This is a genomic window from Dietzia sp. WMMA184 (genome assembly GCF_002441635.1).
Classification (GTDB): Bacteria; Actinomycetota; Actinomycetes; order Mycobacteriales; family Mycobacteriaceae; genus Dietzia; species Dietzia kunjamensis.
Window position 1 is genome coordinate 1,415,573 of sequence record NZ_NXEI01000001.1, and the last position, 20,074, is coordinate 1,435,646.

Below are 20,074 nucleotides of genomic sequence, written 5' to 3' on the forward strand. Positions count from 1 at the left end.
ACGGCCGTATTGCCGCGGGCGTATCGCGATCAGCTCTCCCGGATCCGCAGTCGGTCGAAGACCACCCGGAGGGGCCGGGGCGCCCACCAGTTGGCGTCCCCGAGGATGAGCATCGCGCTCGGTACGAGCAACAGTCTGATGACGAACGCGTCCACCAGCACGGCGAGCGCCATCCCGAACCCGAGCATCCGGACCACGCTGATCCCCGATGTTCCGATGGCCAGGAACACCACGGCGACGAGCACCGCCGCGGCACCCACCACAGGGGCGGTCCGCCCGACACCGTCGACCACGGCCCGGGTGGTGTCTCCGTGGCGGTCGTACTCCTCACGGACTCGCGAGAGCAGGAACAACTGGTAGTCCATCGACAGGCCAAAGGCCAGGCACGCCATGAGCAGGGGCGAGGAGGAATCCACCACCCCGGTGGCCGTGACCCCCACCAGGTCGGCGAGGTGCCCCTCCTGAAAGACCAGGACCATCACACCGAACGTCGCGGTGAGGCTCAGCGCCGCCATGAGCAGCGTCTTGAGGGTGACCACCACGCCACCGGTCAGCAGGAAGACCAGGGGCAGGACCACCGCCATGACGAGCAGGGCGACCGGAACCGCACGGTCGGTGACCGCCTGCCGGGTGTCGACATCGTCGGAGTAGGTTCCCGCCACCGGGGCGGGGGCCACCGAGTCGCGGACCCGCTCGGCGAGGTCCTGTTGCTCCGGCTGCGAGAGCCCCGGGTCCGTCACCACCTCCACCGCGGCCACGGCGCGCTGTCTCAGGGCGGGTTCCCCGGGCCCCACCGCCAGCCCGTCGGACACCCTGCCGTCAGGGCCCCGTGCCGCCGTCACTCCGTCGATGCGCGACACCCGCTCCGCCAACGCGCCGGGGTCGACCCGGTCCGCCAGGATGATCAGGGGATCGGACCCGAGGTCCGGACGCTCGTCACGCAGACGCTCGGCCGCCACCCTGGACGGGGCATCCGGCGGCAGGACCCTGTCGTCGAGAGTGCCCAGCCGGAGGCCGAAGGCGGGCGTCAACAGGATCAACAACAGTGCCGACACTCCCAGCGCCACCGCGACCGGGTGCCGACGCGACACCCCGAGCAGTGCGGTGACCGAGCGCCCTGGCCGGGTCGGGTCGACCCGCCGCACGGACCACGCGTCGATCCTCCGACCGAGGACCCGCAGGACCGGGGGCAGCACCACCAGGGTGAGGGTGGCGACGAGCGCGACCACAGCGACACCGGTGATCGCCATGGACCTCAGGAAGGGCATGTCGACCGCCGTGAGCGCGGCCAGACACAATCCGACCGTCACCGCCGAGACGACGATGGTCCTTCGGCAGCGCCTCATCGTGCGGTCGACTGCCTCGGGCGGGTCCGCCCCGGCCGCCAACTCCTCGCGGAACCGGGTCACCACGAGGAGGCTGTAGTCGATCGCCAGCCCCAGTGCGAGACCGATCACCAGGTTGAGGGCGAAGACGGAGACGTCGATCAGGTGGACCAGTCCGGACAGGACGACAAAGGTCGAGAGCATGGCGAGCACGCCGATCGCGACCGGGACCGCGGCGGCCACCACGGATCCGAAGAACAGCACCAGCAGGACGAGGGTGACGGGGACGGCGATGAGTTCGGCGCGGGCCAGATCCTCTCGCCCGAGTAGGTCGTCCTCGCGGAGCACCTCGGCCCGGCCCGTCAGCTGCCTCTCGACACCCTCTCCGGGCGGGGGCAGGGTCTCGCGGACCGTGTCCAGGGTGCGCCTCGACTCGGACTCGTCGCCGGACAGCACCGCGGTCACCACCGTGGGCCCGTCCCCCGGCGCCGGCGAGACGGCCACGCCGCCCACTCCCCCGGCGCCGGTGAGGAAGGACGCGACCGCCTCGCTGTCTCGGGCGACCGCGGCGGGCTCCGAGCCCGAGACCAGGACGATCAGGTCGGGGGTGCCCACCCCCAGCTCCGCGTTGAGCCGACTCTCGGCGACGGCGGACGGTGTGGAATCGGCGCGGAACCCCCCGGGAGTCAGCGCTTCCTCCACTCCCCCGGCGGAGAGCGCCCCGAGCACCGCGAGGACCAGGGCCGCGGCGAGCGGCCACCCTCTCGCCAGGACCGACCGCCATCGGTGCGCCCGCCGCCGCGTCCGGACGTCGCTTCTATGGCTCATAGGTCTCCCTGCGGTCGGTGTGCCCCACTCATTCGTCGCCCGCCCGTGCGCGGATGGCCGACCCGGACATCGGCGCGTTCAGGAAAGGTCGACGTCGGACCCATCCGACCGCACCCACGACACGAATACCCGGGGTAGCCCACCGGAAGGACCACCCGTGAACCATCCCCTCATCGACCGCCTCGCCGCTGACGACCGGGTCCGGCTGTTCTCGTCCCTCCAGGACGCCGGCCAGAGCCCCTACTACCGGACAATGCACTCCAGCTCCGGTGCCACGAGCAACGTCCAGGGCGTCGACCGGATCATGCTCGGCTCCAACAACTACCTCGGCCTGGCCAACCACCCCCAGGTCATCGAGGCCACCACGGAGGCGGTCCGCCGGTTCGGGTCGGCCAGCACCGGGAGCCGGCTGCTGAACGGCACGATGTCGCTGCACGAGGAGCTGGAGGCGGAGATCGCCGACTGGTTCGGCACCGAGGACGCGCTGTGCTTCTCGACCGGGTACCAGACCAATCTCGGCACCCTGGCGGCCCTGGTCGGCGGGCGGGACGCGGTCGTCATCGACGAGTTCGCACAACGCCTCGCTCCGGGACGGGCTCCGCATGGCGCGGACCTCCGTCCACCCGTTCCGCCACAACGACCTGAGTGCGCTCGAGGAAGCCCTGGTAGCGGCCCGCGGTGAGTCGCCGGACCAGATCCTCGTCGTCGTCGACTCTCTCTACTCGATGGAGGGCAGCCTCGCGCCCCTGACCGGGGTCGCCGACCTGGCCCGCGAGTTCGGGGCCGCGCTCATGGTCGACGAGGCCCACGCGATGGGCCTCTACGGACCGACCCGGCGGGGGCGGGTCGACGAGACCGGGACCGTCGACGCCGTGGACGTGACCATGGCGTCGTTCTCCAAGTCCTCGGCCTCCTGCGGCGGGTTCATCACCGGCAGCGCCGAGCTGGTGACCGGACTCAGGGTCACCGCACGGCCAATGATCTTCAGCACCTCCTCGGTGCCCGCCGCGACCGCGTCCTCCCTCGCCTCGATCCGGCTGATGCGCACCGACGAGGGCGCCCGGCGCACCGACGCGGTCCGCCGGAACTCAATCCTCCTGCGCACCGAACTGCGCGGGAAGGGGATCGAGTGCGACTCCGGGCTGCCCGACGACTCCTGGTCGCCCATCGTGCCCGTCCCCGTCGGGGACGACCTCCGCGCCGTCCACACGTGGAACCTGCTGCTCGAGGCCGGCGTGTACACGGGTGTCGCGGTCCACCCGGCCGTCCCGGCGGCCGGCGCGATCCTGCGCCTGTGCGTGACCGCGGACCACACCGAGGAACAGCTGGTCGGGGCGGCGGTGTCCATCGCCCACGCCCTCGCCGCCACCCGCCTGGACGCGGCGTCGTGAGGGTGGTCCTCACCGGGGCGTCCGGCGACGTCGGCACAGCTCTCCTGCGCGGACTGGTCGGCCGCGACCACGTCGAGCGCGTGGTCGCACTGGCCCGGTCGCCGCTACGGGTCCTGGACCCGAAGATCGAACAGCATCAGATCGACCTCGCCACCGACGACCTCGACGAGGTCTTCGCCGGCGCCGACGCGGTGATCCACTGCGCCTTCATGGTCGAGGAGCCGCGCGACAAGGACTCGGCGCGCATCGTCAACGTCGACGGGTCGCGGCGGGTGCTCCTCGCGGCCGACGCCGCCGGCGCCCGGGTGTGCGTGATGACCTCGAGCATCAACGCCTACGGCCCCCGCGGCGGCGCCGAGGTCATCGACGAGATGGCCGCCATCGGCGCCGGCGAGGAGCACTACTACTTCCACCACAAGGCGCTCATGGAGGAGGATGTGCGCCGGTGGCGACGGGAATCCGGCGGCCGGATGGCGGTGGCGGTCCTGCGCCCCACCTACGTGGTGGGGCCGGACATGGCCAACTCCGGGCTGGAGACCATGCGCTCGCGCGTCGTCCTCTACCCGAGCCCCGGGCGGTCCTACTTCCAGTTCCTGCACCAGGACGACCTCGTCGACGCCTACCTGCGGGTGGTCCTGGCCGGGGTCGAAGGTCGGGTCGACGGCGAGTTCAACCTCGGCCCCGAGGGCGCGGTGACCGTCGCCGACCTGTGCCGGATGAACCGCTCGATCTGCGTCCCCGTGCCGCTCGGTCCCGCCCGACTCCTGGCCGACCTCGGCTTCCGACTGCGCCTTCTCCCCTACTCCTCCCACTGGGTGACCCGCGGGGAACCGGTCACCACCTCGCGCCGACTCCGGGACGCCACCGGGTGGCAGCCGCGGTACGACTGCACCGAGGCCGCCCGCCTCATGCTCGCCGGCTGAACCGCCCCCGCCGACTCTGCCCGCCATCCCTGCCCGCTGACCCCCTCCGCCGACCCCTCACCGAAAGGGCCCCATGCTCCTCACCACCGAGAACCAGACCCTCGACCACTACGCCCCCCGGCTGCGTGAGCGCTTGTACCAGAACGGGCTCCTCGCCAACGAGAGCTCCGCGAGCACCGCCGTGTCCGACTGGTCCGCCACCGGCGGGACCGGACTCATCGTCCCCACCTCTCTGGGGGGCGCGGGGGCGAGCGCGGTGGACGCTGTGCGCTTCCAGACCGCGATCGGGGCCGTCGCCCCCTCGCTGGCCGCCGCCACCACGATGCACCACTTGTCGTGCGCGACCCTGTTCGAGGCGGCCGAGGACGCCTCCCAGGACGAGCGCGACCTCATCAAGGCGCTGGTCGAGGACGGCACTGTGATGGCCTCCGGCTTCTCCGAGGGCTCCCCCGGGGGCTCTGTGTTCCGCCCGACCATGACCGCTCGCCGCGACGGCGACGGCTACCTGCTCTCCGGCCGCAAGGCCCCCTGCAGCCTCGCCCGGTCCATGACCCTCCTGGTGGCGAGCGCCCTGGTGGACGACTCGGAGCGGGCCGTCGTCCTGGTCTTCGACGGGGCCGAGGGTCTGCGTCGGGAGCCGTTCTGGAACAGCCCCGTCCTCGCGGCGGCCGAGAGCGACGCCCTGGTCCTCGACGACGTCCGGGTCGGCGCCGACATGGTCTTTCTCACCTCCGAGAACGACCCCGACGACGTCCACGAGATGACCGGCTACCTGTGGTTCGGGCTGCTGATCAGCGGCTGCTACCTCGGGGTGGCGACGCGACTGGTCGAGCGGCTGGCCGACCGGCACCGGCTCGACCCCAAGGTGTTCTCCTCCGCGCTCGCCGAGGTCGAGACCATTCGGACAGCCCTGCACGCCGTGGCCCGCGAGTTCGACGAGGGCGCCCGCGGCGGCGACGTCTCCGCGCGACTCGCGCTGGTCCGGTGGTCGATGCGCGACGCCCTGGTCCGGGTGCAGTCCCTGGTCCGCGAGGCAGTAGGGGGCTTCGCGTACATGCAGGACCCGGAGCTCGCGTACGCCTTCGAGGCCGTCCAGGTGTTCGGCTACCACCCCCCGTCGCGCCGGGACACCGCCGACCGGTTGGTGCAGTGGGCGCGCGGCGAGGACTTCCGCTACGTCTGAGCCCTCTGTGGCGCCCGAGCCCCTTCCGGGCGCCGTGAGGGGCCGGGGATCCGACGACGACGAGGCCCCGGCATAGTGTCCTGGTGACTTCGGCCCCAGCGACAGGACCCGGCCCCGGGGCGCCCGCCGTACCCGGCCCCGGACCTGCCTGGTTCGGGGCCGTCATGGGGACGGGCGGCCTCTCCGCCCTCCTGCAGATCCACGCCGAGCGCGTGCCCGGCTTCGGGCCGCTCGCGCTCGTCATGCTGGCCCTGGGCTGGCTGCTGCTGGTCGGTCTGGGCGCCGGGTTCGCGCGGTCGATCGTCCGGGACCCTGACGTCTGGACCCGGTCGGTGCGGGACGCGGCGATGCTGCCGTTGTGGGGCATGGTCTCGATGGGTCTGTTGGCGGTGGGGTCGGCGAGCTTCGTCGTGGTCGACGCGCGTGCCCCGTCCCTGTCCACGGTCGCGTTCGGCGTGGACGCGGCGCTGTGGGGGGCGGGCACCGTCCTGGGCCTGGCCACCGCGACGGGGTTCGCCGTCTGGCTGTTCACCACCCGTCCCGCCCATCCGCTGCCCACGTGGGCGCTGCCGATGGTGCCGCCGATGGTCTCGGCGACCACCGGCGGTGTCCTGGCCGGGCAGATCGACTCCCCCACCGTGCGCACGGCGGTGGTGGCGGTGTGCACCTTCGGCTTCATCGCGGCCCTCGGGTTGGGCGGCGCCGTCATCACGATGGCCTATCACCACGCGTGGTTCCGCACCCCCGTTCCGGTGGCGTTGTCGCCCTCCACCTGGATCCCGCTGGGCATCGTCGGCCAGTCGGCGGCCGCCGCGCAGGTGCTGGCCGGGCCGGGTCAGGCGGGGATCGCCCGACTGTACGGCGCTGTCGTCCTGATCGCCGGTGCCGGCCTGGGGGCGTTCGCGGTGGTGTCGACCATCCGGGGTTTCCTCGCCCGGATGCCGTTCAATCCGGGTTGGTGGGCGATGGCCTACCCGCTGGGCACCTGCGCGCTGGGCGCCCATCACCTCGGCTGGGCGGCCGCGAGCCTGGTGACCGTGGTCGCCCTGTGTGGCATCTGGCTGCTCTGTGCGGTCGCGAGCGTCCGCGCCGTGCTGTGGGCGCGGACATCGTAGGGCGGTCATCGGAAGTCCCGGCTGCGGCCGATCGCCATGCCCAGGTGCAGGCGTTCGATCTTGTCCGCCACCACGCTGACCGCGCCGGAGCGGTTCTCCACGGTGCCGCGGACGATGAGCGCCGGGGACGCGGAGACGATCGGCCGGTATCGCGCCCACAGGCCGACCGAGCACACGATGTTGGTCATGCCCGTCTCGTCCTCGAGGCTGAGGAAGGTCACGCCCTCCGCTGTGGCGGGGCGCTGCCGGTGGGTGACGGCTCCGGCGACCTCGACGCGGCTGCCGTCGGGGACGTGGGCGAGCCCGGCGGTGGTGCATACGCCGCGGGAGTCGAGCCACGGCCGGGCGTGGACGGTCGGGTATTCCTCGGGGCTGATCCCGGTGGCCGACAGGTCGGCGGAGGTGAGTTCGAGGACGCTCATGCCGGGCAGGGCCGGGGCGTCGACCTGGCTGAGCCCGGGCAGCATGCCGGGCTTCTCGCGGGCCGCGGTGGCCGCCGACCACAGGGCGGACCGACGGCCCCCGGTGCCGAGCGAGTCGAGCGCCCCGGCGGTGGCGAGTGCCTCCATCTGCCGGACGGACAGGCCGGTGCGGCCGGCGACGTCGGCGGCGGAGGTGTACGGGCCGTGGGTGTCGCGTTCATCGGCGATCGCGGTGGCCAGGTCCTCACCGATCGCCCGGACCGACTCCAGTCCGAGGCGCACCTCGGCACCATCGTTCTCGCAGGTGGCCCCACCGAGTGAGCGGTTGACGCACGGGCGGTGCACGGTGACACCGTGCCGGCGGGCGTCGGCGACGAGCGACTGCGGCGAGTAGAAGCCCATGGGCTGGCTGCGCAGCAGCGCCGCGCAGAAGATCGCCGGGTGGTGGCACTTGAACCATGCGGAGTAGTAGACGATGGCGGCGAAGGACTGGGAGTGGCTCTCGGGGAAGCCGTAGTTGGCGAAGGCGCACATCTTCTCCCAGATCCGCTCCCCCACCTCCGGCCCGGTGACCGGGGTCCCGGGCGGGCTGGTGCCGATCCCGTGCAGGTCGCGCATCCCGTCGAAGAACCGTTCCTTCAGTCGGGCCATCCGTTCGGGTGACCGCTTGGACCCCATCGCGCGGCGCAACTGGTCGGCTTCCGCTCCGGTGAAGCCCGCGATGACGGTGGCGATCTGCATGAGCTGCTCCTGGAACAGCGGGATCCCCAGCGTGCGTCCCAGCACCTCCTCCAGCGCGGGGTGGTCGAACACCACCTTCTCCCGGCCGTTGCGGCGACGGATGTAGGGGTGCACGGACCCGCCCTGGATGGGGCCGGGACGGATGAGCGCCACCTCGACCACCAGGTCGTAGAACGTCCGCGGTCGGAGCCGGGGCAGGGTGGCCATCTGTGCGCGGGACTCCACCTGGAACACACCCACCGAGTCGCCCAGGCACAGCATCTCGTAGACCTTCGGGTCCGCGAGGTCCAACCGGGCCAGGTCCACGTCGAGATCCTTGTGTTCCGCCGCGAGGTCGATGGCGTGATGCAGTGCGGTGAGCATGCCCAGGCCCAGCATGTCGAACTTGACCAGCCCGACCGCCGCGCAGTCGTCCTTGTCCCACTGCAGGACCGTCCGTCCCGGCATGCGTGCCCACTCGACGGGTACCACGTCCGCCACCGGGCGGTCGCAGATCACCATGCCTCCCGAGTGGATCCCCAGGTGGCGGGGCAGTCCGACGAGCCGCCGTGCCAGCGCGAGCACATCGGGCGGGACGGTGTGCTCGGTGGCCTCCCTCTCGTGGTTCTTCAACCCCGACCACCGGTCGACGCTCTTCGACCACGCGTCCTGTTGCCCCGGGGAGTAGCCCAGGGCCCGGGCCACGTCCCGCACGGCCGATCGTCCGCGGTAGGTGATGACGTTGGCGACCTGGGCGGCGTGGTTCCGGCCGTACCGGGAGTAGACGTACTGGATGGCCTCCTCCCGACGGCCCGACTCGATGTCCACGTCGATGTCCGGCGGACCGTCTCGCTCCGGCGCCAGGAACCGCTCGAACAACAGCTGGGCGCCCACCGGGTCGACGTTGGTGATCCCCAGCGAGTAGCAGACCGCCGAGTTGGCGGCCGAGCCGCGGCCCTGGCAGAGGATGCCCTCGCGGTGGCAGAACTCGACGATGTCGTGGACGACGAGGAAGTACCCGGGAAAGCCCAGTTCGGCGATCACCTGTAGTTCGCGGTCGATCTGCGCATACGCCTCCGGGGCCTCTTCGCGTGTCCCGTAGCGACGGGCGGCGCCGGCGTAGGCGAGCTCGGCGAGCATCGTGTCCTCGGTGTAACCCTCGGGGACGTCGAACGGAGGTAGCTGCGGGGCGATGAGCCGGAGGTCGAACGCGCACTCCCGGCCCAGCCTGTCCGCCCCGGCCACGGCATCGGGCCAGCGGTCGAACAGTTCCGTCATCTCCTCGCCCGAGCGCAGGTGCGCCCCGCCCGCGGCGGGCAGGTGCGCTGCGTGGGTCTCCAGTGCGTCGCGCGCACCGAGCGCCGCCATGACCGAGGCCAGTCGCGCGTCCTCCGGCCCGGCGCAGTGGGCAGCGGTGGTCGCGACGACGGGCAGGCCCGCCTGCGCGGCGAGACCCGCCAACGCGTCGCATCGTTCCGTGTCCTCGGGAACCCCGTGACAGGTCAGCTCCACGACCACCCTGTCCTGACCGAACAGCTCGACGAGCTGGTCCAGGGCCGCACCGGCAGCGGGGATGTCGAAGTCGGACGCCCCCGTCCCGCCGCGCTCCAGGGACCGACGGACCCGGCCTCGACGACAGCCGGTGAGCACATACCAGTGACCGCCGGCCGCCTCCGCGAGCTCGGTCATCTCGTACCGCGGTTCGCCCTTTGCCCCACCCCGCAGGTGGGCGTGGGCGATCGAGCGCGACAACCGCCGGTAGCCCTCCTCACCCCTGGCCAGGACCAGCAGGTGCTCGCCGCCCGGTAGCGAGAGTTCCGCCCCGAACACCGTGGCCAGTCCCAGCTCGGAGGCGGCCTCGGCGAAGCGCACGACCCCGTACAACCCGTCGTGGTCGGTGATCGCGAGCGCCGTGAGCCCCAGTTCCGCCGCCGCCTCGGCCATGGCCTCGGGAGAGGAGGCCCCGTCGAGGAAGCTGAACGCGGTGTGGGCGTGCAGCTCCGCGTACGGCACTCGCCCCCGGGCGCGGGCCCGCGGAGGGGCCGTGTACCCACCACGCTTGCGTGACCAGGCGGGGGCGTCGCTGCCGTCGCCGGGGTGCGGGTTCTCGGCCCCTCGCGGGCCCGGTCGTCCGGAGAGCACCCGTTCGAGTTCCGACCACGTCCTGGGTCCGTGGTACCAGTTCACCGGTGCTCACCCGCCCGGTGTCGGTGGGTCGATTCAGAGCAGGGTGAGGGACTCCACGACCCACGCCGAGGCCTCGCCGGCGGGCTTGCGGCAACTCTGCTGGCGTGGCGGGAGCGGTCGCTTCCCTGCCTCGACCCGCCAGGCGCGTCCGTCGGTGTGCCGGACGACGACCACGAGCGGGTCATCCGGGTCGACGTCGACGATGAGATCGTCGATCCCCGCCTCCACGCCGGACTCCCGGACGGCGACCTCTGCCACCTGCCCGGCCGGCGCCCACGTGCTGCGACCCCGCAGGTGCTCGGTGACGACCCGACCGTCCAGTTCGGCCTCGACGATGCGGGCCGCGAGATCCGCCTCCGCGGGTCCGTAGGTGTAGCCGGTGCCGGGGAGCAGCAGGACCGGGGCGAAGCGGTGCCCGCCGGTGTGGGAGCACTCCCACACCGCGGCGTCCGGATCGAGCGCGGACAGGCGGGCTCCGACCAGCTCATCCAGTTCGGCCACGACCGGACGCCCCCGGACCGCACAGCACTGGTCACGCTTGGCGTGGGTGCACACCAGCGGCACCGGGGCCGAGATCTCGCGGGTACCCGCCACGTGCCCACCGGGCGAGAGGTCCAGGTCGAGCATGTCCGCGGGACGGTCGACACGGCCGACCCGGATACTCCGCCGGCCGGGCCTGGTGTCGCACAGGTAGAAACGGTGACGGTCGATGCGTTGGCCCTCGCGGCCCGGGCGCCGGATGAAGAGCATCCGGGATCCGCAGGCCGAGACATGTTCCTTGAGTCGCTCGGACAGCTCCTCGCCCAGGGCTTCGCCGTCGAAGATATCGCGTCCCCAGCGCGCGGGAACCTCCAACAGGACCCACGATTCCTCGTGGGCCGCGGTACCGGCGGGCGGCTCATCGGCCGACTGGAGGGAACACCAGGCAGTGAGTGGGGTGGGATCGATGACTGACACGCCCCCATGGTGCCCCACCGCGCGACGTGGTGTAACTGTAGCCACCTCGTGGGACAAAAGTGATGAGAGGGACTTAAGCTGGGGCCATGCGTACCCGACATCGCCGCCTCGCAGCGGCCGCCGCCCTGACCGCCGCCGCGTCCCTGGCCATGGCGGGCTGCGGGGCCGACACCTCGACCGACGCCCCCGCCACCAGCCAGACGACCACTGCGGGATCCTCCCCGGCCGCCCTGGCGCAGGCTCTGGCGCCGGAGGAGACCGAGGCCGCCGACCCCACCGCCGGCCCGACGGACTCCGCCCCCAAGCGCGAGGAGGCGGACGCTGCCGCCGGACGCGCAGAACTGGTGGTATCCGAGATCCGCATGGGCAATTTCCAGGGCAAGGACCGTGTGGTCTTCGAACTCGACGGCCGCGGGACCCCGAGCTATTCCGTGGACTATGTGGACAGCCCGGCCCAGCAGGGCAGCGGCTTTCCGGTGGAAGTGCCGGGCGACTCCTTCCTGCAGGTGACGATCGGCGGCCAGGTCCTGCCCACCCAGACCGGCATGGAGGAGGTCCCCGTGGGCACCGTGGCCGGCGACGACGCGACCGGGGTGGCGGGCGTGGCGTTCACGGGACAGTTCGAGGGGCAGGCGCAGTCCGTGATCGGCCTCGAGGGCTCGGACCGGGCATTCTCCGCCTTCCTGCTGCAGAACCCGACCCGCCTGGTGGTCGACATCGAGCGCTGAGCCGCGCCGGGGGCGCCTCATCCGCGAACGGCTCATTCGTAGACTCCTTCCACGATCCAGTTCCCCTGTTCGTCCCCGAGCACGCCGCAGAGCAGCAATGCCGCCGCACGCTCGGGGACGACCTGCATGCGGGCCCGAGGGCGGCGAGGCTCGCCGTCGGGCGTCGGCTCCCACCAGGCCTCGTCGATCGGCCACGGCCGTGACCAGCCGAGCAGCGCGCAACGGCGACCGCCCACCTCGACCGCGGCAGGCCTGCCGCTGAGCAGACCCCGCGGGGTCACCCCCACGACATCTCCGGCTGCACTGCGCAGCACGACTCCCCTGACGAGGGCCACCCGCGCCGCGACGGCGGCTCCCGGGTCGCCGCTCTCGCGGATCTCCAACCGGTAGCCCGGCCCCGGCCACACCACCGACGGCGAGGGGGCGGGCAGCGCCCCCGGCCACGGCCCCTGAGCGGCGGGCTCGGCCGGGGCGTCACCGTACGGCAGTGACCGCACCCGCTCGGCCGGCCCGCGGCCACCCACTTCCACGGGCACACGGACCGCCTCGGGCCCGAGCAGACCCTGGACCCGCACCAGTGCGCGGTGGACGCGGGCCTCCGCGAGCCCGGCCTCGCCCCAGAGCCCCTCCTGTACGCGGCCGGCGGGGACCACCTCCACCGGTTCCAGGACGAGGGCGGTGACCGCGCCCCCGGCCCCACCGGCGATCGCGGTCCCGGTGAGCCAACCCTCGAGTTGCCAGCGGAGCCGATCGGCGGTGCCCTCCGGGGTGAGGGGCGATGAGCACCGCCACACCCGGTTGACCTCCGTACCGCCCTCCACCCGGGCGGTGATGGACAGACGCAGGCACGAGACGCCGGACGCGGCGAGCACGGCGTGCAACTCCCCCGCCAGCCGCCGGCCGAGGAACGCGGCCTCGTCGACACGCTCCAGTGGCGGGTCGCACCGGTGCTCGACCGCCGACCCCGTGGGCACCGCGGACACCGAGGGCGGACGCCACGGGACGGCGCGGGCGATACGGTGCGCCACCGCACCCCCCTCCCCGAAGCGGGTGGCCACATCACGCGGCGGTAGCGCGGCGAAGTCGCCGAGCGTCCGCACGCCGAGGCAGTGCAGCAACCCGACCAACTCGGACAGCACCTCGGGGTCCCCCAACGCGGGTTCCACCACGAGTGCGTCCACAGGCAATCCGGCCAGGTAGTCAGCGTCCCCACCTGGTTCCAGCAGTGCCGAACCGCGGGCCCCGAGCACGGCCGTGGGCAATTCGTCCGCGAGGCCCACCTGACACTCCGCGCCGGCGGCCGCCACCGCGTCGACGACGCGGGTGACGACCTGTTCGACCCCACCGTGGAAGCGCAGGGCACCCGCTGCGGAGAACACGAACAGTCCGGGGCGCAGCACCTCGATACCCGGGACGACGGCATCGAGCGCCTGCACCACGGGCTCGAACCACGCGGCGTCCCGGGCCGGGTCGGCCGCGACCACCACGAGTTCGGGACAGCGGAACTGCGCCTCACGCCGGCGCAGACCACGACGCACCCCCACCGCGCGGGCGACGGCGTTGCACGCGAGCACCCCCCGGGGCCCGACGACCGCCAACGGAAGATGCAGCCCGTGCCCCTCGGCCCGTGCCGCCGCGACCGTCGGCCAGTCCGGGCACCACACCGCCATGACCCGGGCGCTCATCCCGCCGCCACCCATTCCGCGGTCCGGGCGGGTGCCGCCCGGCCGGAACAGCGCACCACCGTGGAGACCGAGGCCAGCCGACCCGCGCCCACACCCAGTCCGCCGTAGCGGCAGTGCCGCCCCGCCAGTGTCAGCTCCGCCCCGGGCCACCCGGCGCCCACGAGCAACACCGCGCCAGCGGCTCGGACCCGCCCCGCCAGCACCCGCGCACGGGACGGGGCGACCGGGGCCACACCAGGCCCCAGCAAGACCAGGTCCAGCCCGTCGAGCAGGACGGACACCACCGCTGCGGGATCCGGGCCGGGATCCGGGACCAGCGCCAGACAGTCCAGTCGACCTCCCTGCTCGGCCACCGCGGCCACGCCGAGCTCCGGCCATCCGACCACCGCACACCTGGCACCGGCGGCCGTGGCCGCGGCGAGCAACCCCACCCGTAGGGTGGCGCTGCCGGACACCGCCGTGACGCGGCCCGCGGGCAGCACCCCACCCGGCAACAGGGGCGCCACCGACCCCGGAACCGCGACTCCGGGAACCACGATCTCCGCCGCTTCCGCGGGGGCAACGGGGGCAACGGGGGCAGCCGGGGCAGCCGGAGCAGAGGGCGCAGAGACGACCGAAGCCGGCCCTGCCGGGGCCTGGGCGCGAACCGCGGCGGGTGCACCGCCGCCGGGCATCGCGGCCAGGCGGCGACGCAGCTCCGTGACACGCTCCTCCCGGCCGAGGCCGGACAGGTCGACAGGTGACGTCGCCACTACCATCATCCCCACCTCCCACCGGGTCCGACACGCCGGACAGACCATTGATCGAATGGCTTTTCGAGTACGCGATCAGTGAACACCACGGGTACGACATCGCGCAAGAACACCTGTTCGACAGGCCGGAACGCGCTTCACCGTCGGACCCACCGGCTACGCTGTGTCCACCACAGAGAGGACAGCCATGGCCGGACTACGCTTCCGACTCCGACAGATCAGCCGGCGCTTCTGGTTTCTCCCCGCCGTGATGACCCTCGTCGCGTTGGGCCTCGCCCACCTGGGGGCGTGGTTGTCCACCAACCCGGGCACGAGTGACGAGGCGGCCTCCTGGATCTACGGCGGCGGCGTGGAGGGCTCCCGGAGCATCCTCGCCGCCGTGGCGAGCAGCTCGATCGGCGTCGGCGGCACCGTCTTCTCCATCACCATCGCCGCCCTCTCCTACGCCGCCGGCACCATGGGGCCGCGCCTGCTCCAGAACTTCACCGAGGACCGCGGCAACCAGATCACACTGGGCGTCTTCATCTCCACCTTCGCCTTCAGCCTCTACAGCCTCCGCACGGTCACCGGTGGCGACGAGGGGACCCCGTTCGTCCCCCAGTACAACGTCACCCTCGCCCTCATCCTGGCGCTCGGGTGCATCAGCGCACTCGTGTACTTCATCGGCCACGTCACCGGGTCGATCAACACCACCCGCGTCGTGAACCTCCTCACCACGGATCTACGTTCCTCCCTGCTCACCGCCACCGAACTGACGGATCCGGACCGCGATGTGCTGCCCCCACCAGAGGAGGAGTTCTGGGCGGACGCGGAGACTCTCCTCGTGGAGAAGGGCGGCTACCTGCAGCTCGTCGACCACGGGCGGCTCGTCGAACTCGCCGTCGAGACCGGGACGACGATCCGGCTCCTCGTGCGACCCGGGGACTATCTCTATCCGAACTCCCCCGTGGCCGAGGCCGTCCCCACCCTGCCCGAGGGCATCATGCCCGCCCTCACGGTCGGTGAATCCCGTACCCGCGACCAGGATGTCGAGCACGCCGTCCGTCTACTCGCCGAGGTGGGCACGCGTGCCCTGAGCCCCGGGACCAACGACCCGTTCACCGCCGTCGACGTCGTGGACCGCTTCGGGGACGCCCTGTGCACCCTCGAGGACAGGGAATGGCCGACCGGGGTGCACGCCAGGGACGGGGAGGTCCGCCTCGTCGTGGCGACCTCCGACTTCGCCGGCCTCGTCGCCACGATGTTCGACCAGATGCGGCAGTACGGTGCGGGTGCGCCAGCGGTCAGCATCAGGATTCTCGACGTCCTCGCCGTCGCGACGCAGGTCCTCGATGACCCCGACCGTCGTGCGGTCCTCACCCACCACGCCACGAAGCTCCGTGACGACGCCCTCGAAGCCACCCGCAACGCCGACGACCGGATCACCATCGAGCGTCGTCACCGCGCCGTACTGGACGCCGCCGGATAGCGGGGCCGAGCCGGACGGCAGGGCCCACCGACGTTCCTCCGATACCCTCCGGGCGGCGACCCCACGCCTCTACCCTTGCGGGCATGAAGGCCTCCGTCGGGAATCGCATCGTGCTCATCGGCGCCGGGGACGTGGGTATCGCCTACGCCTACGCGCTCGTCAACCAGGGGCTGGCCGACCATCTGACCATCATCGACATCGACCACGACAAACTCCTCGGAGAGGTCATGGACCTCAACCACGGGGTCGTGTGGGCGCCCTCCCCCACCCTCGTCACCGAGGGCACCTATGCCGACTGCACCGACGCCACCATGGTGGTCATCTGCGCCGGCGCAGCCCAGAAACCCGGCGAGACCCGCATCGACCTCGTGGGCAAGAACATGACGCTGTTCGAGAACATCGTCGGTGACGTCATGGCGACCGGGTTCGACGGCATCCTGCTGGTGGCCACCAATCCCGTCGACATCCTCACCCAGGCGTCGTGGCGCTACTCCGGGCTCCCCGCCGCGCAGGTCATCGGCTCCGGCACGATCCTCGACTCGGCGCGCTTCCGGTTCATGCTGGGCCAGTACTACGACGTGGCACCGATGAGCGTGCACGCCTCGATCATCGGGGAACACGGCGACACCGAGCTGCCGGTCTTCTCCTCCGCCAACGTCTCCGGGGTGCCGCTGCGCCGCGACCTGGCGGGCGACCCGGCCAAGCGGGAACGTCTGACGCAGATCTTCGACGAGACCCGGGACGCCGCCTACCGGATCATCGACTCGAAGGGGTCCACCAGCTACGGCATCGGGATGGGGCTGGCCCGCATCACCCGGGCGGTGCTGCGCAACGAGCAGGTCTCGCTACCGGTCTCCACCCTGCTGCGGGGCGAGTACGACCAGGACGGGATCTTCATCGGGGTGCCCGCGGTGATCGGGCGGACCGGCGTCCAGCGGGTGGTGGAGCTGGAGCTCGACACCACCGAACGCGAACAGTTCGCCCGCAGCGCGAGTGCACTGCGGGCGGTGTCCGAACAGTTCGAGATCCTGCGCTGACTCAGAGCGCGCCGGGGGGATCACTGGCCGGGAAGGACTCGTCACCCCACTCGTCGGCGACCGCGTCGTCGTGGTCATACCGGGCCTTGTCCGCGGGCTCCTCGGAATGCTCGCCGACACGGTCAGGGTTCTGCGGACTCGTCATGATTCATCCTCCTGCCGCCGTACGGGGCGTACGACGACAATCAGGTTACCGGAGACCATCACCTCACCGCCGGGACGACCGGACACCCAGAACCGCTACAGGAACAGAGGCGCACAATGCACACCACCCACTACACCGACACCCTGATCCTGCCCGCCCCGGACACCAGGGCCGTGGCGGCGACCGCCCCGCCCTCCGGGAAGGGGTCGGTGGCCGAGCTGCAGTACGAACGACTCTCGGGCGAGGACTACAGGTGGACGAGCGATGACCTGATCTTCGACGTGTACTGCCAGCGCAAGGATATAGCCGAGGTCGACCGCGCAGCCGAACGCGAACGGTTCTTCTCCACGGGCCAACCGTGCCTGCGCACCTCCCCGCTGGCCAAGACCTACGGCTGGGCGCTGCACTTCGACTCCGACGGGCGCATCGCGCTGCTGCCCATGGACTCGACGCGCGTGGCCGAGCTCGAGGCGGACCCGACGGTGACGGTCAGGGCCGCCATGAAGAGTTCCCGCTAGTAGCCCGGCTCGACATCCGGCAGGAGACGCAACCACTCGAGCACAGGACCGGAGATCACCTGGCCGAACTGCTCGTACCCGCCGGGCCCGGGGTGGGCGCCGTCGCCGGCGGCGACCTCGCGCATCCACTGACCACCCGCCAGCAACACGTCGAAGGTCGGCACGAACGGCACCCCGGCCTCGTCGCACACCTGCGCCATGGTCTCGGCCCGGGCCGCGATCCGCTCGTTGACCTCGTCCCACACCACCGGCGGCGGCCCCACCACGAGGAACCGCCCCTCGGGCGCCCGGTCGATCATTCCGCGCAGCGCCGCGACGGTACCCGCCTCGTCGACGCGCAACGCACCCTCGTGCTCCATGACGTCGTTGACGCCGAACTCCGCGATCACCGCGGTCGTGGGGAACGCGGCCCGCCGACGATCGACCTCGTCCCAGCGGGCCAGGATCATCTCGGAGGTGTCCCCGCCGATCCCGGCGACCGCGGCGTGGATGTGCACACCGGCCGCGGGGCCGGCCTCGATCAGGTGCGCGGTCCACCCGCGGCCCGTGTCATCGCCGTATCCGGCCACGAACGAGTCACCGATGATGCACACGGGCAGGTCGCGCGGTTCGCTCATCCCGGTCACGCTATCGGTCCGGGTGGGTGCGCGGAGCCGACCCGGGCGAGAAACCACTCCGGCCGGCCGGCCGCGGGGATCAGTCCAGGTGCCGGGACTGCGCCCAGCGGGTCAGCGCGTGCCGGTTGGACTGCTGGGTCTTGCGGAGGACGTTGGAGGCGTGGGTCTCCACCGTCTTGACCGAGATGAACAACTCCTCGGCGATCTCCTTGTAGGTGTAGCCGCGGGCCAGCAGCCGCAGCACCTCCTTCTCACGCGGGGTGAGCGAGTCGACCTCGGGGTCGTGGACGGGCTCGCCACGATCGGCGGGGCCCGGGGAGGCGCGGGCGAACGCGTCCAGCACGAACCCGGCCAGTCGCGGGGAGAAGACGGCGTCCCCGTCGGCGACGCGGCGCACGGCGTCTGCCAGGTCCTCGCCGGTGATGGTCTTGGTGACGTAGCCGCGCGCGCCGGCCCGGATCACGGCGATCACGTCCTCGGCGGCGTCGGAGACGCTCAGCGCGAGGAAGGTCGGTTCCGGGGCGCGGGCGGGATCGGCCACGCCGCCCGGGTCGGCCCCCAGCACCGACCGCAGCACGGCCACGCCACCGCCGTCGGGCATGTGCACGTCGAGCAGCACCACGTCGGGACGCACCCGGTCGATGCCGGTCACGGCCTCGGCGACGGAACCCGCCTCGCCGACGACCTCGATGGTCGACTGCCCGGCGAGTTCGGCACGGACCCCGCTGCGGAACACCGCGTGGTCGTCCACGAGGAAGACCCGGCACATCGACTCCCCCGACCCGTCCTGCGGCCCGTCCGTCATTCGTCCTCCAGCGGCATCTCGATCCCGATCTCCGTCCCGCGCCCGAGCGTACTGCGCACGCGCACGGTCCCACCGCGGCTCTCCACGCGGTGTCGGATGGACTGCGCGAGCCCGTGGCGGTCGCCGCCCACGGCATCGGGATCGAAGCCGCGTCCGCGGTCGCGGACGAACGCGCTGAGCGTGCGTCCGTCGTTCTCCACGAACACGTCGGCGGTGTCGACGCCGGCGTGCTTGGCGACGTTGACCAGGGCCTCGCGGACGGCGCCCAGGACCGCCTCCCCGGCGTCGCCGACCGGGCCGTCGCCACCCACCACGACCTGGTCCACCCGCAGTCCGTAGACGTCCTCGACGTCGCCGACCATCACCTCGACCGCCCCCGCGAAGGTCGCCGCGCCCGAGGACATCCGGGAGCCGGCGCCGAACAGCCACTGTCGGAGCTCCCGTTCCTGCCGGCGGGCGAGCCGCGCCACCTGGCCCGGGTCATCGGACCTCTTCTGGATGAGTGCCAGGGTCTGCAGGACGGAATCGTGCAGGTGGGAGGCGATGTCGCTGCGTTCGGACTCGCGGATCCGCGCCGCGCGCTCCTCCTCGAGGGACCGCCACAGTCGCAGTCCGACCGGCACGCTGAGCAGTCCCACGCCGACGAGGGTGGCCACGACCGCGAGGAGGGACGACCGCAGCGCGGCGAACTCGACCTGACCGAGGACCACGACGGCGAGCCCGACGACGACGAGGGTGGCCCCTGCGGTGACCCTGGCCCAGTCGAAGACCGACCGCGGCGCGACTCGTCCCCCACCGTCGTACTGCTGCCAGACCAGCCCGGCACCCAGGGCCACGACGAGGACGGGGACGATGACGCTCAGTCCCGTGGCGGTGGTCACCATGAACGAGAGCACCGCGCCCGCCACCGCCACGACGGCCAGTGCCATGCCGCGTCTGCGCTCGCGCTCGTCGCCCCGGCCCGCGCCCGCCGGCGCGGGCCCCGTCGGGGTGAGCGCCCACAGCGCCGAGTACAGGGCGACGCCGGCGCCCGAGAGCGTGGCCAGCAGGACCATGACCAGGCGTACGTGGACGACCCGCACCCCGAGGTGGTCGGCCAGGCCCACGCACACGCCCGCGACCACGGATCCGTCGCTGCCCCGGGTCAACCGCGGATACCAGCGGAAGTCGGTCGTCGCCACGGGGGGCCGCGCCGGTGGTCCGGCGACCGGGGACGCCGACCGGACCGCGGTGGCCGGCGCGGGATCGGTCGCGTTCTCACTCATGGA

Annotated in this window: 18 protein-coding genes; 9 read left to right on the forward strand and 9 right to left on the reverse strand. The window is 72.2% G+C overall.

What is annotated here, in order from left to right:
- Positions 1 to 29: 29 nt before the first annotated feature.
- Positions 30 to 2,153 carry an MMPL family transporter gene (locus CK206_RS06535; protein ID WP_096905911.1) on the reverse strand — a complete coding sequence of 708 codons (2,124 nt, stop codon included), beginning with the start codon at positions 2,151 to 2,153 and terminating at the stop codon, positions 30 to 32.
- Positions 2,154 to 2,310: 157 nt separating this feature from the next.
- On the opposite strand from CK206_RS06535, the gene CK206_RS20280 reads away from it, so the two are divergent.
- The 5 genes from CK206_RS20280 to CK206_RS06555 all read left to right on the forward strand — a co-directional run bounded on the left by CK206_RS20280 (position 2,311) and on the right by CK206_RS06555 (position 6,765).
- The gene (locus CK206_RS20280; RefSeq protein ID WP_254050503.1) at positions 2,311 to 2,835 is read left to right on the forward strand and encodes an aminotransferase class I/II-fold pyridoxal phosphate-dependent enzyme; all 525 of its coding nucleotides are present in this window, start codon (positions 2,311 to 2,313) and stop codon (positions 2,833 to 2,835) included.
- Positions 2,756 to 3,544 carry a pyridoxal phosphate-dependent aminotransferase family protein gene (locus tag CK206_RS06540; RefSeq protein ID WP_254050504.1) on the forward strand — a complete coding sequence of 263 codons (789 nt, stop codon included), beginning with the start codon at positions 2,756 to 2,758 and terminating at the stop codon, positions 3,542 to 3,544. The genes CK206_RS20280 and CK206_RS06540 overlap by 80 nt, the downstream gene beginning before the upstream one ends.
- Positions 3,541 to 4,467 (forward strand): NAD-dependent epimerase/dehydratase family protein, encoded by a 927-nt coding sequence (locus CK206_RS06545; RefSeq protein WP_159981087.1) that lies wholly within the window; start codon positions 3,541 to 3,543, stop codon positions 4,465 to 4,467. The genes CK206_RS06540 and CK206_RS06545 overlap by 4 nt, the downstream gene beginning before the upstream one ends.
- 73 nt (positions 4,468 to 4,540) lie before the next feature.
- Positions 4,541 to 5,650: an acyl-CoA dehydrogenase family protein gene (locus tag CK206_RS06550; protein ID WP_096905912.1), complete on the forward strand. Its 1,110-nt coding sequence runs from the start codon at positions 4,541 to 4,543 to the stop codon at positions 5,648 to 5,650.
- An 83-nt stretch (positions 5,651 to 5,733) separates the two neighbouring features.
- On the forward strand, positions 5,734 to 6,765 hold the full coding sequence (locus CK206_RS06555; protein ID WP_205475868.1) for a C4-dicarboxylate ABC transporter: 1,032 nt from the start codon (positions 5,734 to 5,736) through the stop codon (positions 6,763 to 6,765).
- Positions 6,766 to 6,770: 5 nt separating this feature from the next.
- Here CK206_RS06555 and CK206_RS06560 read toward each other — a convergent pair whose 3' ends face one another.
- Together CK206_RS06560 and CK206_RS06565 are read right to left on the reverse strand one after the other, a co-directional pair.
- Positions 6,771 to 10,094, reverse strand: coding sequence for an error-prone DNA polymerase (locus CK206_RS06560; protein WP_173674778.1), 3,324 nt, complete (start codon positions 10,092 to 10,094; stop codon positions 6,771 to 6,773).
- 33 nt (positions 10,095 to 10,127) lie between these two features.
- Positions 10,128 to 11,051 carry a sucrase ferredoxin gene (locus CK206_RS06565; RefSeq protein ID WP_067712561.1) on the reverse strand — a complete coding sequence of 308 codons (924 nt, stop codon included), beginning with the start codon at positions 11,049 to 11,051 and terminating at the stop codon, positions 10,128 to 10,130.
- Positions 11,052 to 11,137: 86 nt separating this feature from the next.
- Between CK206_RS06565 and CK206_RS06570 the strand changes: the two genes are divergently transcribed.
- A complete protein-coding gene (locus tag CK206_RS06570; protein ID WP_067712563.1) occupies positions 11,138 to 11,779 on the forward strand; it encodes a hypothetical protein in 642 nt (213 codons plus the stop codon).
- 32 nt (positions 11,780 to 11,811) lie between these two features.
- Here CK206_RS06570 and CK206_RS06575 read toward each other — a convergent pair whose 3' ends face one another.
- On the reverse strand, positions 11,812 to 13,464 hold the full coding sequence (locus CK206_RS06575; protein ID WP_067712735.1) for a DNA polymerase Y family protein: 1,653 nt from the start codon (positions 13,462 to 13,464) through the stop codon (positions 11,812 to 11,814).
- Positions 13,461 to 14,000 (reverse strand): hypothetical protein, encoded by a 540-nt coding sequence (locus CK206_RS06580; protein ID WP_253701770.1) that lies wholly within the window; start codon positions 13,998 to 14,000, stop codon positions 13,461 to 13,463. The genes CK206_RS06575 and CK206_RS06580 overlap by 4 nt, the downstream gene beginning before the upstream one ends.
- 403 nt (positions 14,001 to 14,403) lie before the next feature.
- Between CK206_RS06580 and CK206_RS06585 the strand changes: the two genes are divergently transcribed.
- Positions 14,404 to 15,684 carry a DUF2254 domain-containing protein gene (locus tag CK206_RS06585; protein ID WP_096905914.1) on the forward strand — a complete coding sequence of 427 codons (1,281 nt, stop codon included), beginning with the start codon at positions 14,404 to 14,406 and terminating at the stop codon, positions 15,682 to 15,684.
- 83 nt (positions 15,685 to 15,767) lie between these two features.
- Positions 15,768 to 16,721, forward strand: coding sequence for an L-lactate dehydrogenase (locus tag CK206_RS06590; RefSeq protein ID WP_096905915.1), 954 nt, complete (start codon positions 15,768 to 15,770; stop codon positions 16,719 to 16,721).
- Between the two features lies 1 nt (position 16,722).
- On the opposite strand, the gene CK206_RS19980 is transcribed toward CK206_RS06590, so the two are convergent.
- Positions 16,723 to 16,866 carry a hypothetical protein gene (locus CK206_RS19980; protein ID WP_167457923.1) on the reverse strand — a complete coding sequence of 48 codons (144 nt, stop codon included), beginning with the start codon at positions 16,864 to 16,866 and terminating at the stop codon, positions 16,723 to 16,725.
- Positions 16,867 to 16,982: 116 nt separating this feature from the next.
- Here CK206_RS19980 and CK206_RS06595 point away from each other — a divergent pair, with 116 nt between their 5' ends.
- Positions 16,983 to 17,384: a DUF6157 family protein gene (locus CK206_RS06595; protein WP_096905916.1), complete on the forward strand. Its 402-nt coding sequence runs from the start codon at positions 16,983 to 16,985 to the stop codon at positions 17,382 to 17,384.
- Here the strand turns inward: CK206_RS06595 and CK206_RS06600 are convergent.
- The 3 genes from CK206_RS06600 to CK206_RS06610 all read right to left on the reverse strand — a co-directional run bounded on the left by CK206_RS06600 (position 17,381) and on the right by CK206_RS06610 (position 20,071).
- Positions 17,381 to 18,001: a GDSL-type esterase/lipase family protein gene (locus CK206_RS06600; protein ID WP_096907330.1), complete on the reverse strand. Its 621-nt coding sequence runs from the start codon at positions 17,999 to 18,001 to the stop codon at positions 17,381 to 17,383. The genes CK206_RS06595 and CK206_RS06600 overlap by 4 nt on opposite strands.
- 79 nt (positions 18,002 to 18,080) lie before the next feature.
- On the reverse strand, positions 18,081 to 18,806 hold the full coding sequence (locus tag CK206_RS06605; protein ID WP_096905917.1) for a response regulator transcription factor: 726 nt from the start codon (positions 18,804 to 18,806) through the stop codon (positions 18,081 to 18,083).
- A complete protein-coding gene (locus tag CK206_RS06610) occupies positions 18,803 to 20,071 on the reverse strand; it encodes an ATP-binding protein (protein WP_082923711.1) in 1,269 nt (422 codons plus the stop codon). Before CK206_RS06610 ends, CK206_RS06605 begins: the two co-directional genes overlap by 4 nt.
- Positions 20,072 to 20,074 lie beyond the last annotated feature (3 nt).

Excerpts from the sequence above, each read along its gene's own strand:
- CK206_RS06590 (WP_096905915.1), top strand. The coding sequence starts at position 15,768 with ATGAAGGCCTCCGTCGGGAATCGCATCGTGCTCATCGGCGCCGGGGAC.
- CK206_RS06605 (WP_096905917.1), bottom strand. The coding sequence starts at position 18,806 with ATGACGGACGGGCCGCAGGACGGGTCGGGGGAGTCGATGTGCCGGGTC.
- CK206_RS06595 (WP_096905916.1), top strand. The coding sequence starts at position 16,983 with ATGCACACCACCCACTACACCGACACCCTGATCCTGCCCGCCCCGGAC.
- CK206_RS06575 (WP_067712735.1), bottom strand. The coding sequence starts at position 13,464 with ATGAGCGCCCGGGTCATGGCGGTGTGGTGCCCGGACTGGCCGACGGTC.
- CK206_RS06570 (WP_067712563.1), top strand. The coding sequence starts at position 11,138 with ATGCGTACCCGACATCGCCGCCTCGCAGCGGCCGCCGCCCTGACCGCC.
- CK206_RS06585 (WP_096905914.1), top strand. The coding sequence starts at position 14,404 with ATGGCCGGACTACGCTTCCGACTCCGACAGATCAGCCGGCGCTTCTGG.
- CK206_RS06610 (WP_082923711.1), bottom strand. The coding sequence starts at position 20,071 with ATGAGTGAGAACGCGACCGATCCCGCGCCGGCCACCGCGGTCCGGTCG.
- CK206_RS06540 (WP_254050504.1), top strand. The coding sequence starts at position 2,756 with ATGGCGCGGACCTCCGTCCACCCGTTCCGCCACAACGACCTGAGTGCG.
- CK206_RS06550 (WP_096905912.1), top strand. The coding sequence starts at position 4,541 with ATGCTCCTCACCACCGAGAACCAGACCCTCGACCACTACGCCCCCCGG.
- CK206_RS06600 (WP_096907330.1), bottom strand. The coding sequence starts at position 18,001 with ATGAGCGAACCGCGCGACCTGCCCGTGTGCATCATCGGTGACTCGTTC.
- CK206_RS06535 (WP_096905911.1), bottom strand. The coding sequence starts at position 2,153 with ATGAGCCATAGAAGCGACGTCCGGACGCGGCGGCGGGCGCACCGATGG.
- CK206_RS19980 (WP_167457923.1), bottom strand. The coding sequence starts at position 16,866 with ATGACGAGTCCGCAGAACCCTGACCGTGTCGGCGAGCATTCCGAGGAG.